Genomic DNA, 12,338 nt, shown 5'->3' on the forward strand with positions numbered 1-12,338 from the left:
ATCGGATCTTGAGCACACACAACGGAACCGTGAGCAGCTAGAGTGCGCGTGCGACGCGATGAGGGGGCACGATGGCCAAGGTCGATATCAGTCTCGACGCCGAACTCGTGGTGGAAGTGATGGTCCTGGCTGGGATCGGCTCGCCCCAGGACGCGATCGAGGCGATTGTGCGGGACTACATCGCCCGTGGCCACCGCACGGAGGCTCGCACCGAGCTCAAGGACCAAAATCTGCGCGAGCTCGACGTCAAGCCGCAGGAGCCGCAAGGCTGAGCCGCCTGCCGCCTGCCGCCTGCCGCCTGCCGCCTGCCGCCTGCCGCCTGCCGCCTGCCGCTGCTCAAACTGCCTCGCGACGCATCCAAGGGTTCGTCGGCACAGACGGCGAAGGGTATTTACGGGACAGCCCTTACGAGCTCGTGCACGGTAGGCGGTGAGACGTCGAGCCTGGATGGTTGATCATGGTCAGGTGGTGGGGAACTCGACTCGTGCGGTGATCATCAGCAATCGGCGGATCACGGGCCTGACTGCCGGAGTGATTGCTGAACTCGTCGAGGAGATCGGCCCGTTGTGGCAGGATCGCCACCAAGCGAGGCTTGCCGCTCGACCGCGGAAGCGGGCTGTGGGCGCGGGCGCGAAGCACCGGCTCGTGTTCGTCGACCGCCTCCTGGCCACGCTCGTCCATCTTCGTCACGGGGTCACCCATGACGTGCTGGCCTGCTGGTTCGGAGTGGACCGCTCCACCATCACCCGGGCCGTCGGTGAGGTGCGGCCCCTGCTCGCCGAGCGAGGATGCACCGTCAGCCCCGACGTGCGGCTGCGGTCTCTGGCCGAGGTCGTCGACCATCTCGGCTCGAGCGGAACGACCGGCATCGTCGACGGCACCGAGATCCGGGTTCGCCGCCCGGCCGCCGGACGCAAGGACCGGGACACTTTCATCTCCGGCAAGAACAAGCAGAACGCCGTCAAGTCCATGGTCGTCACAGACGGCGAAGGCCGCGTGCTGTGGTGCAGCCCAGCACGGCCCGCAAGCTGCGCGGACATCACCCAAGCTCGCCAGTTAGGGCTGGTCAGGCTCCTGGCCGACGGGCCCGCAGTCGAGATCCTCGCCGATGCCGGCTACCAGGGCCTGGGCGCCCAGACCGGCGGCCGGGTGATGACACCACCGCACCGCAAGTTCAAGAAGAACGCCCCCGACTGGTACGAGGAGATGTACGAGCGCCAGCGCAAGGCACACTCCTCACGCCGTATCCGGGTCGAGCACGGCATCGCCCATCTGAAGAACCGGCGAGCCCTGGCCCGCCACCTCGGCCGCCGCGAGCATATGAGCGACACCATCCAAGCAATCGCCGGCTTGCTGTCCCACCAGCAGACCGTGGACCTGAAGCCGACACGGCAGACATGAATCCGGGCCGCACCGAAGCTCGTGACGTCTCACCGCCTACCGTGCACGAGCTCGTTAGAAATCCGTCTCCACCAGAGGCTTCGTGGTGAGCTTGCCGCGGGTTGCCGCCGAACTGGCGCACGATCAGGTCCGTGGCCTGGCTCAGCGTCCACACGGCGGGGCGGGCGATGGTAGCGAGGATGTCGAGGGGTGTTGCAGCCACCAAGGCCCACTGTTCCGCGTACTGCATGGCCAGGCGCTTGGGTGCGAGTTCGCCTGCCACCAGGGTGACGAAGGTCAGTGTGAGAGTGACGGAGGCCACACGCTCCGTGCAGCCCGAGCGTGCCCGCGGGACGCCGGGCGTGCTCGGCCAATCCCACGGTGGACGCTGTGGCGAGGCGGACCGCCCGCTGACTGGGTCGAGGGAAACGGTGTCGAAGACTCTCTTGCTCGGGTTGCACCCTGCCGATTTGCGACGATCGTGGAGTAATGGGCTGGGATCGGAGTACGGGGTTGCCACTCGGCATGGCTGAGGTGGTTTTCGCCTCTGCGGCGGGCATGGGGACGGCTGTATCGGCACGCTCCGCCTGCGGGTCCAGCGGCAGAACACCGACGCCTCGGCGAGGGGGGAAGCCCTGCGGGACTGCGGGACTGGCCCGACAATGGTGCGCTACCCAGGGCTGATGAGCGGCCCCTCAGACAAGACCGATTCGCAGCACACGCACCACTGCAATGCGTAGGTTCGTGCCATGTGTCCGGTGTTTTCGCCGTCCAGAGCATCACCCGCGTTCGTGAGACGCGTCCGCGAACTCACAAAGCCCGCCTCCACTTCGCGATCACGGAGAAGGGAGAAGGGATCGTGGTTGCAAGGACCGGCGTCTTCGGCGCCCTGACCAAAGAGCATCGCGATCAGCTCATGTCGCTCGCTCGTGAGGTGTCGTTCGACGTCGACGAGCGCATCTTCGACGAGGGCGGCAAGGCCGACCGCTTCTGGATCATCCGCACGGGCACCGTCGCCCTCGACATTCGCGTGCCCGGCCGTCCCGCGGCGGTCATCGAGAGACTCGGCGTCGGGGAACTGCTGGGCTGGTCCTGGCTGGTCCCTCCTCATCACTGGTACCTGGGAGCCCATGCCACCAGCCCGGTGCGTGCCTACGAGTTCGACGCGACTGTGGTCCGTGAGCTGTGCGAAAAGAACCCGGAGCTGAGGCACGAGCTGTGGACCTATGTCGCCGAGGTGATCGGAAGTCGGCTCAGGTCCGCCCGGGTACGGCTGCTCGACCTGTATGCGCCCTACGGCGCCGGCGAGGTGCCGCCCTGACGTGGCGAGACGAGGCACCCGGTGTCTGAGACTCTGCACAGTGTTATGACCAAAGCGGTCGTGGCCGTCGGACACACGCACCCGAAGGAATGCGACAGTCTCGCCCATGCCATGGCGTGCAGCAGCATCATCTTTCGTCCCCAGTGCTCCCTGTTCCGGCCGGTCCCGGAACGTGAAGGCCGTCGTACGCGTTCCTGGACAGCGGCCATGTACGGGTGGGCAGCCCAGCGGCTCGTCTCACTGAGAATCACGAACACGGACGTATTCGGCGTTGGTGAACCGTGCGGCAGACCGACACACCGTCCGTCGGCCAGGCCCGGCGTGCGGATGCGGGCCGCTGGCCTTCCAGGGACGATGGAGCGACAGGCAGGCTCTGGTGCGGGCCGCGGATGAGCAGCAGGAAGCCCTTCCGGTTGGCGCGTGGGAGGAGCGGCACGTCATGAATCCGTTGAACACACTGAGTGATGCCGGAGTGTCGATCTGGCTGGACGATCTCAGCCGGGAGCGGTTGGTTTCCGGGAGCTTGGCGGACCTGGTCGCGCGGGACCGGGTGGTGGGGGTGACCACAAATCCGACGATCTTCGCCAAGGCCATCACGAGTGGCGACGCGTACGACGCACAGATTCGTGATCTGGCTGCCCGCGGAGTGGGGGTCGGTGAGGCGCTGCGGGCGCTGACCACAACCGACGTGCGGTGGGCGTGTGACGTGCTGCGCTCGGTCTATGACGCGACGGATGGTGTCGACGGTCGGGTGTCCATCGAGGTGGATCCCCGGCTCGCGCACGACACGGCGGCGACGATCGCGGAGGCGCGGGCGCTGTGGTGGCTGGTCGACCGGCCCAACCTGTTCGTGAAGATTCCGGCCGCCCGGCAGGGCCTGCCGGCGATCGCCGCGTGTCTGGCCGAGGGAATCAGCATCAATGTCACGTTGATCTTCTCCCTCGCCCGCTATGACGAGGTCATGGATGCGTTCCTCGACGGGATGGAGCGCGCCCGCGAGGCGGGCCGGGAGCTCTCTGGCATCGGCTCGGTGGCTTCGTTCTTCGTCTCCCGTGTTGACGCCGAGGCAGATGCACGCCTGGACAAGACCGGCACCGCGCAGGGGGACGAGCTGCGTGGCCGGGTGGCGATCGCCAACGCGCGGCTGGCCTACCAGCACTACGAGCGGGTTCTCGCCTCGCCCCGCTGGCAAGCCCTTCGGGGGGCGGGGGCCCATCCGCAGCGTCCGCTGTGGGCTTCGACCTCCGTCAAGGATCCCGCCTACCCCGACACGCGGTACGTGACCGAACTCGTCGCACCCGGCGTGGTCAACACCATGCCCGAGGCCACCTTGCGCGCGGTCGCCGACCACGGCGAAGTGCCGGCCGACTCGGTCCGCGCCCACTACGACGACGCTCAGCAGGTTCTTGAGGGGTTGCGGGCCGTGGGCGTGGACTACGTCGACCTCGTGCAGACCCTTGAGGACGAGGGTGTGTCGAAGTTCGACGCCAGCTGGGAGCAGCTTTCTGAGCAGCTCGCCGAAACGTTGCGGAGCCGTCCCGCAGCCCGGGAAGGGAACTGACGATGTCCGCGAGCGACGCGTGTGTGATCGTCGGGGCGAGTCTGGCCGGTGCTAAGGCCGCGCAGGCCCTGCGCGAGGAGGGCTTCGACGGCCCGCTGATTCTCATCGGGGACGAAAGTGAACGGCCATACGAGCGGCCGCCGCTGTCCAAGGGGTACCTGACGGGTAAGGACGCGAGGGAGCAGATCTACGTCCACCCGCCGCAGTGGTACGCCGAACACAACGTGGACTTGCGGCTCGGCATGGCGGTCACCGCCGTCGACCCGGCTGCGCGCGAGGTGACACTCGCCGACGGCAGCCGGGTCGACTACGGCAAGCTTCTGCTGGCCACCGGATCCTCGCCGCGCCGCCTGCCTGTCCCGGGTGCGGAGCTGGAGCGGGTGCTGTACCTGCGGCGGGTCGAGGAAAGCGACCAGATCAAGGAAGCGTTCCAGTCCGCCTCACGGGCCGTGGTCATCGGCGCGGGCTGGATCGGTTTGGAGACCACTGCTGCCGCCCGCGGGGCCGGAGTGGAGGTCACCGTGCTGGAGCGGGCCGAGCTGCCGCTGCTGCGGGTCCTTGGCCGCGAGGTCGCCCAGGTGTTCGCGGACCTGCATCGCGACCACGGTGTGGATCGGCGGTTCGGGACGCAGGTCGCCGAGATCACCGGCAGCGCCGGCGCGGCGGACGGGGTGCGGCTATCCGACGGCACCCACATCGGCGCCGACGTAGTCATCGTCGGGGTCGGCATCATGCCGAACACCGGGCTGGCGCAGGAGGCGGGCCTGGAGGTCGACAATGGCATCCGCGTCGACGAACGGCTGCGTACCTCCTACCCGGACATCTACGCCGCCGGTGACGTCGCCAACGCCTTCCACCCTCTGCTGGGCAAGCACATCCGCGTCGAGCACTGGGCCAACGCGCTGCACCAGCCGCAGACCGCGGCCAAGGCGATGCTCGGCCGGAAGGACGCGGTGTATGACCGGGTGCCGTACTTCTTCACCGACCAGTACGACCTGGGCATGGAGTACGCAGGGTACGTCGAGCCGGGCGGCTACGACCAGGTCATCTTCCGGGGTGACGTGGCCGGACGCGAGTTCATCGCCTTCTGGCTCGCCGGCAACCGGGTGCTCGCAGGCATGAACGTCAACACCTGGGACGTCAACGACCAGCTCCAAACCCTCGTCCGCACCGCCCAGCCAGTCGACACAAACATGCTCACCGACCCACAGGTGCCCCTCGAGGCTCTCCTTCCCAGCGCCCGGCACCAGTGAGCGGTTCAGCGACCGGCCATAACTGCGTCGGGTGCGGCCGTGAGGTTCCCCGCCGAGCCGCGCGGAGGTGGCTGCACCGGTAGCGGTGTAACGGATCCGACGACCGCTTCCTGACGCGGACCAGAATGCTGCCCGGCCGGCCGACGCGAGCCACCCTGGAAGGATTCAAGATGACCGACACTCCTGCCCCCCTCCCAGCTGGTCCGATCGTGGTCGGCACGGACGGCTCCCCGCAGGCCCGGCACGCCGTGCTCTTCGCTCTGCGCGAGGCGCAGCTGCGCGGCACCGGACTGCGGGCGGTCTGCGCCTACGACTACACCCCAATTCGTTTCACGGGTTACGGGTGGATGGCCGTACCGGAGGGCGCCACCACCCTTTATGAACAGCTCCACGACGTCGCCCGACAGGCGGTGACCGACACGGTCCACGAACTACGGCAGCAGCTCGGCGGACCCGAAGTGGAGGTAGAGATCATCGCCGAGGCGGGCCGCCCGGCACAGGTTCTGCTGGACGCGAGCAAGGACGCCTCCCTACTGGTGGTCGGCACCCGCGGTTCGAGCGCCTGGGGGCGCCTCACCCTCGGATCGACCAGCACCGAGGTCGTGCATCACGCTCACCTGCCCGTCGTCGTCGTTCCGGCCGACTCCCGCGGCGCCTCCTCCTGACGCATCCCAGGAACGACCGCGGCATGTCGCCTGTCTGTGGCGTCCGTGGGGCGACGAATGCTATTTGGGTGTGGACTCACTCGTTGTGCCCCGCCCATCTGCGGCGGGCCGGACCACGACTGGGAGGCTGCTGCGGTTCCCGCAGATCGGGGACAGCGGGTATCGGCCTGCTGCGAGAGACGTCCCTGGTCACCTTCAACGGTTTGCCATGGTGGTGGATCTCGAGTTCTGTGCCCGCCAACAAGATGTACGTGGCCTGTTGGTGCGAGATGTCCACACGCACGCAGCACTGCCGGAACTGCACGGCGAAAGCCAGCCGACTGATCTGCTCGGGCAGCCGCGGGGCGAAGAACAGGGCGTCCCCGTGGTGTCGCATCCCACCGAAGCCCGCTACGAGCGCGGTCCAAGCCCCGGCCAGCGAAGCGATATGCAGGCCGTCGCGAGTGTTGCGCTCCAGGTCGGCCAGGTCCATCATCGCGGCCTCGCCGACGTAGTCGTATGCCAGGCGCAGCTGGCCGACCTCGGCGGCCATCACGGCCTGACTGCCGGCGGACAGTGAGGAGTCCCGGACAGTGAGCGGTTCGTAGTAGGCGAAGTTGCGGGCCTTCTCCTCCTTGGTGAACGCGTCGCCGCGCAAGTGCATGGCCAGGACCAGGTCGGCCTGCTTGATCACCTGTTTGCGGTACAGGTCGAAATACGGGAAGTGCAGCAGCAGCGGGTAGCGGTCCGCCGGGGTGCCGGCGAAGTCCCACACCTGGTGGGAGGTGAAGCCGGCGGACTGCTCGTGCACGCCGAGTTCGTTGTTGAACGGCAGCACGATCCGCCGGGCGGCATCGCGCCAGGCCGCGGTCTCCTCGTCGTCCACGCCGAGCGAGGCGGCCAGGGCGGGGTGGCGTTCGGCCATGTCGGCGGCGGCGCACAGATTCTGCTGGGCCATCACATTGGTGTAGGCGTTGTCGTCGGCGATCGCGCTGTACTCGTCCGGCCCGGTGACGCCGTCCAGGTGGAACACTCCGTGCGGGTCGTGGTGGCCGAGCGAGAACCACAGCCGGGCGGTGTGCACCAGCAGTTCCAGCCCCGCCTCCCGCTCGAAGACCAGATCACCGGTGGCAGCGCTGTAGCGCACCACCGCATCGGCGATGTCCGCGTTGATGTGGAACGCCGCGGTGCCCGCCGGCCAGTAGGCGGAGCACTCGTCGCCGTCGATGGTCCGCCAGGGAAACGCAGCCCCCGCCAGACCGAGCTGACGGGCCCGTCCCAGCGCGGCGGGCAGCGTGGTGTGCCGCCAGCGCAGCGCCGGCCCCACCGCGTGGGGCGCAGTGTAGGTGAGCATCGGCAGCACATACGTCTCTGCGTCCCAGAAGCAGTGACCGTTGTAGCCGGGGCCGGTCAGGCCCTTGGCGGGGATGGCTCGCTCCTCCGCGCGAGCCGCTGCCTGAAGCACGTGGAACAGGGCGAACCGGACGGCTTGCTGTATCTCGGTATCGCCCTCCAGCTCGACATCCGCCCGTGCCCAAAAGGCGTCCAGGTATTCGCGCTGTTCGGCAAGCAGGCCCTCCCAGCCGGTGCTGGCCGCCCCGGCCAGCGCCGCGTCGACCTGGTCGCGGACGGCGGGCAGCGACCTGGCGCCCGACCAGCCGTAGGCGACCATCTTCTCGACCCGCAGTTGCTGGCCCGGCCGCAACAGTGAGGTCACCGTCAGCCGGCTGAGATCCTGGCCGCTCTCCGCGGAGGAGGAGGTGCCCTGGGGGCCCGCGATCAGATGGTCGGCCGCCGTCGCCACGCGCAGCGCGCTGCGGGCCGTGCGGTGCACCAGCCGCAGCCTGCTGCCCTGCGCAAAGTCCTCCTCAGGTTGCAGGACCGCCCCCAAGGACGCAGAGACCCGAGGATCGCCCTTTCGCTTCGGAAGCTGTTCATTGGCGACCAGCTCGGACTGCAGCACGATCCGTACCTCCTCGTCCACCGCCTCGACCTCGTAGGCGATCGCGGCGGTCGCCCGCTGGGTGAGCGAGACCAGCCGGGTCGAGCGGATGCGCACCGTGCGCCCCGACGGAGTCGTCCACTCGACCCTGCGGTGCAGTACCCCAGCGCGGAAGTCCAGCACCCGCTCATGACGGTGCAGCCGGCCGTAACGCAGGTCGAACGGCTCGTCGTCGACCAGCAGCCGTATCACCTTGCCGTTGGTCACGTTGATGATCGTCTGGCCGGACTCCGGGTATCCGTAGCCGGCCTCCGCGTACGGCAGTGGACGGAACTCGAACACGCCGTTGAGGTAGGTCCCCGGCAGACCGTGCGGCTCGCCCTCGTCCAGGTTGCCGCGCCAGCCGATATGGCCGTTGGCCAGTGCGAACACCGACTCGCTCTGCTCCAGCACGTCCAGGTCGAGCTCGCTCTCGCGCAGGCACCACGGTTCGACGGTGTACGCAGGATGGGTGATCATGGCGGGCCTCCGGCACTCGGTGACGTTCGCGGACGATCGGGCCGTGGGCCTGACTGCCGCTGGACTGTTGCGGCGCGACAGGGAGAGGCTGGCTGGTCAGGGCGGGCGGTGCAGCGGTCTGAGGGTCGTGGTGGTCCGGTCCCGTCGTGCTCCTCGCTGTACTGGCGGTACTTGAACCGGTGGTGCGGCGATGCCGCAGGCGCACGGTTGGCGGGCGGCGCAGGCCGGCGGCACAGGCGACGTCCGAGGGTGTGAGCGGGCAGCGTCATCATCGGCTACAGCACGATGCCCAAGGGGTGTTCGAGGACTTCCTTGAGGTCGGCGAGGAAAGCAGCGGCGGTGGCGCCGTCCAGGACGCGGTGGTCGATGGACAAGGTCAGCGCCATGGTGGTGCCGACGGCGAGTTCGCTGTCGCGGATGACGGGCTGGCTTTGCGCGGCGCCGACGGCGAGGATCGCGGCCTGGGGCGGGTTGATGACGGCGGTGAAATGGTCGACGCCGTAGGGGCCCAGGTTGCTGATGGTGAAGGTGCCGCCGCTGAGGTCCTCCAAGGTAAGGCGGCCGGCGCGGGCGTTGTCGGCCAGGGCGTGGGCCTCGCGGGCGATCTGAGTCAGGGTTTTGCGGTCGGCGTCGTGTACCACGGGGACGGTCAGTCCGTCGTCGAGGGCGACGGCGATGCCGATGTGGATGCGGCGGTGGCGCAGGATGCGGGTGCTGTCCCAGGAGGAGTTGGCCTGCGGGTGGGTGCGCAGCGTTGTCGCGCACGCTTTGACGAGCAGGTCGGTGACGCTGATGCGGGGGCCGGGTTCGCCGAGTTGCGCGTTGATGTCGGCGCGGAAGGCGAGCAGCGGTTCGGCGTCGATGACGGTGGTCAGGTAGAAGTGCGGGGCCTGCTGCGTGCTCTGGGTCAGGCGCTGTGCGGTGAGGCGGCGGATGGTGCTCAGTGGCACTTCCTCGTCGTCTTCGGCCTGTTCGGCGGGCGTCGGGTGCGCCGCTGCGGGTCCGGCGGGCGGCTCGGGTGCAGTGGGGGGCCGGATGGCGCCTGGTTGGCCGCCGTGCCGGGTGATGGCTTCGTCCACGTCCGCGCGGATGATGCGCCCGCCGGGGCCGCTGCCGGTGAGCGTGGTGATGTCGATGCCGTGCTGGCGGGCCAATGCCCGGGCCAGCGGGGAGGTGCGCACCTCCTGCTCGTCCCCCCGGGCGGGCGCGGAAGGCTCGGCGGTGGCGGGGATGGTCTGCGCGGGGCCTTCGGTCGGCCTTGCGGGCGGTGCCGGGGCAGGTGCGGCCGTCTGCCGGGCTTGCTCAGGTGCAGGCTGATCCGGCGCGGCCTGGGGTTCGGTTCCGATGACGGCGAGAGGGGTTCCGATGGGCACGGTGGTGCCTTCGGCGACGAGGATGCGGGTGAGGGGCCCCTCGTCGTATGCCTCCAGTTCCATCACGGCCTTGTCGGTTTCGATCTCGGCGATGGCATCGCCCTTTCGGACCGGGGCGCCCTCGTGGGTGAGCCATCGGCTCAGGGTGCCCACCTCCATGGTGTCGGACAGGCGGGGCATGAGGACTTCGGGCATCGCAGCCTCCTAACCGCCTGCGGGTGTGGTCGGGTGGGCGGTGAACCCGGTGGCGTCGAGGGTTTCGTGGATCACCCGGGTCAGTGCTGCCGCGTCGGGCAGGGCGGCGGTCTCCAGCTGTTTGGCGTACGGCAGTGGGACCTCGGCGGCGGCGACGCGGCGGACGGGCGCGTCGAGGCGGTCGAAGGCCCCCTCGGCGATGGTCGCGGCGATCTCGGCGCCGATGCCGTAGCTGAGCCAGTCGTCTTCGAGGATGACGGCGCGGGTGGTCTTGCGTACCGAAGTGCACACGGTCTGCCGGTCCAGCGGTCGCAGGCTGCGCAGGTCGACGACCTCGACCGAGATGCCCTCCGTCTCGAGGCGGTGGGCGACGTCCAGGGCGATCGCTGCGGCGCGCGAGTAGGCGACGACGGTGAGGTCCCGGCCGGGTTTGGTGATCTGCGCGGTGCCGATGGGTACGGTGTGCTCGCCGTCGGGGACCTCGCCCTTGGTGTTGTACAGCGCGAGGTTCTCCAGCACGAGCACCGGGTCGTCGTCGCGGATGGCGGCGGTCAGCAGCCCTTTGGCGTCCGCCGGGCTGGCGGGGGCGACGACCTTGAGCCCGGGCACGTGGGCGTAGAAGACCTCCAGGTTCTGCGAGTGGGTGGCGGCCAGTTGTTGCCCGCCGCCTCCGGGGGTGCGGATCACCATCGGCACCGAGACCTGGCCGCCGAACATGGCGTGCATCTTGGCGGCGTGGTTCACGATCTGGTCGATGGCCAGCAGGCTGAAGTTGATGGTCATGATCTCGACGACCGGCCGCAGGCCGAGCATGGCCGCTCCGACCGCTGCGCCGACGAAGCCCTCCTCGCAGATCGGCGTGTCCCGCACCCGGCGGGGGCCGAACTCGTCCAGCAGCCCGGCGGTGATCTTGTAGGAGCCTTCGAAGACGCCGATCTCTTCACCGATCAGCAGGATGTTCTCGTCCCGCAGCATCTCCGCCCGGAGCGTGTCGTGTAGTGCCTGGCGGTAGGTAACAGCGGCCACGGCTACTCCTTCCCGGGGCGGTCGGCGAAGAGCCCGGGACCGGCCGGGCTGTCTCCGGGCAGGCCGAAGTGGGTGTTGGCGACCTTGGTGGCGTACACGTGGTCGAACAGGGTCGCGACGTCCGGGGGCGGGCTGGCGTCGGCAAAGTCGACGGCGGCGGTGACCGCCTGCTCGCATTCCTCGTCGATGCGGTCCGCCGCCTCTTGATTGAAGATGCGGTCCTCGATCAGGCGGGCCCGGAAGGCGGGCAGTGGGTCCTGCTCACGCAGCCGCTCGGTCTCCTGTGCCGAGCGGTAGCGGGCCGGGTCGACCACGGAGTGGCCGCGCAGCCGGTGACTGACGGCCTCCAAAAGCCGGGGCCGGTGCTCGGTGCGCGCCTGCTCCAGAGCGGTCTGCGCTGCGTCGCGGACGGCGATCACGTCGTTGCCGTCCACCCGAGCGCCGGGGATCCGGTAGGCGCAGCCGCGCCGGTACAGCGCGGGTTCTCCTGAGGCGGCCTCGACCGGGGTGCCCATGCCGAGGTGGTTGTTGACGATGACGTAGACGATGGGCAGGTGCCATACGGCGGCGAGGTTGAGAGATTCGTGGAAGGCGCCGATGTTGGTGGTGCCGTCGCCCAGCAGGCACATCACGGCCTCGCTGTCCGGTCCGGGCTCGCCGCGGTGGGCGATCGCGAGGGCCGCCCCGGTCGCCGGGGGCATCTGGCCGCCGACGATCCCGTAGCCGCCGAGCATCCGCAGCCCGGCGTCGAACAGGTGCATGGAGCCGCCTCGGCCGCCGGACAGGCCCGTGGCGCGGCCGAACAGTTCGGCCATCACCTTGCCGGGGTCGGCGCCGCGGGCGAGCGCGTAGCCGTGGTCGCGGTAGGTGGTGAACAGGTAGTCGGTCGGCCGCAGTGCGGTCATCAGGCCGACGACGGTGGCTTCCTCGCCCAGGTTGAGGTGGCAGTAGCCGCCGATCTTCGCCCGGGTGTACATCTCCGCGGCCCGCAGTTCGAAGTGCCGGATCAGGGCCATCTGCCGGTAGTAGCCGCGCAGCGCCGCCGGGTCCTCACTCGCCGTGGGTGCCTGTGGGTGGGGGTCGGTACGGTCCTGCGTCGGGTCCATGGCCGGTGTCTCCTGCTG

General features: G+C 69.1%; 10 protein-coding genes and 1 pseudogene. 6 read left to right on the forward strand and 5 right to left on the reverse strand.

Going from position 1 to position 12,338, the window contains the following annotated elements; translation table 11 throughout:
* Positions 1–71: 71 nt before the first annotated feature.
* Positions 72–272, forward strand: coding sequence for a DUF2191 domain-containing protein (locus ACFY9S_RS32645; protein WP_391135620.1), 201 nt, complete (start codon positions 72–74; stop codon positions 270–272).
* A gap of 346 nt (positions 273–618) precedes the next feature.
* Positions 619–1,401 (forward strand): transposase family protein, encoded by a 783-nt coding sequence (locus ACFY9S_RS32650; protein ID WP_391135622.1) that lies wholly within the window; start codon positions 619–621, stop codon positions 1,399–1,401.
* A 94-nt stretch (positions 1,402–1,495) separates the two neighbouring features.
* On the opposite strand, the pseudogene ACFY9S_RS32655 reads toward ACFY9S_RS32650, so the two are convergent.
* Positions 1,496–1,990, reverse strand: a pseudogene (locus tag ACFY9S_RS32655) (CNNM domain-containing protein); the annotation flags it as partial.
* Between the two features lie 306 nt (positions 1,991–2,296).
* Here ACFY9S_RS32655 and ACFY9S_RS32660 point away from each other — a divergent pair.
* The 4 genes from ACFY9S_RS32660 (at position 2,297) to ACFY9S_RS32675 (ending at position 6,180) form a co-directional block, all read left to right on the forward strand.
* Positions 2,297–2,701, forward strand: coding sequence for a Crp/Fnr family transcriptional regulator (locus ACFY9S_RS32660; protein ID WP_298552366.1), 405 nt, complete (start codon positions 2,297–2,299; stop codon positions 2,699–2,701).
* A gap of 439 nt (positions 2,702–3,140) precedes the next feature.
* Positions 3,141–4,262 (forward strand): transaldolase, encoded by a 1,122-nt coding sequence (tal, locus tag ACFY9S_RS32665; protein WP_391135625.1) that lies wholly within the window; start codon positions 3,141–3,143, stop codon positions 4,260–4,262.
* Between the two features lie 2 nt (positions 4,263–4,264).
* Positions 4,265–5,515, forward strand: a complete 1,251-nt coding sequence (locus tag ACFY9S_RS32670) for an FAD-dependent oxidoreductase (RefSeq protein ID WP_391135628.1) — start codon at positions 4,265–4,267, stop codon at positions 5,513–5,515.
* Between the two features lie 170 nt (positions 5,516–5,685).
* Positions 5,686–6,180, forward strand: a complete 495-nt coding sequence (locus ACFY9S_RS32675) for a universal stress protein (RefSeq protein WP_391135630.1) — start codon at positions 5,686–5,688, stop codon at positions 6,178–6,180.
* A 76-nt stretch (positions 6,181–6,256) separates the two neighbouring features.
* Here the strand turns inward: ACFY9S_RS32675 and ACFY9S_RS32680 are convergent, their stop codons facing one another.
* From ACFY9S_RS32680 to pdhA, 4 genes are all read right to left on the reverse strand, one after another.
* Complete coding sequence (locus tag ACFY9S_RS32680; RefSeq protein ID WP_391135633.1) at positions 6,257–8,620, reverse strand: glycosyl hydrolase family 65 protein; 2,364 nt, start codon at positions 8,618–8,620, stop codon at positions 6,257–6,259.
* Positions 8,621–8,895: 275 nt separating this feature from the next.
* Entirely contained in the window at positions 8,896–10,188 is a 1,293-nt protein-coding gene (locus ACFY9S_RS32685; protein ID WP_391135636.1) for a 2-oxo acid dehydrogenase subunit E2, read from the reverse strand.
* 9 nt (positions 10,189–10,197) lie between these two features.
* Complete coding sequence (locus ACFY9S_RS32690; protein ID WP_307047325.1) at positions 10,198–11,214, reverse strand: alpha-ketoacid dehydrogenase subunit beta; 1,017 nt, start codon at positions 11,212–11,214, stop codon at positions 10,198–10,200.
* Positions 11,215–11,216: 2 nt separating this feature from the next.
* Entirely contained in the window at positions 11,217–12,320 is a 1,104-nt protein-coding gene (gene pdhA / locus ACFY9S_RS32695) for a pyruvate dehydrogenase (acetyl-transferring) E1 component subunit alpha (protein WP_391135640.1), read from the reverse strand.
* Between the last annotated feature and the right edge of the window lie 18 nt (positions 12,321–12,338).

It is taken from the genome of Streptomyces sp. NPDC012474 (genome assembly GCF_042955185.1).
GTDB lineage: Bacteria > Actinomycetota > Actinomycetes > Streptomycetales > Streptomycetaceae > Streptomyces > Streptomyces cahuitamycinicus.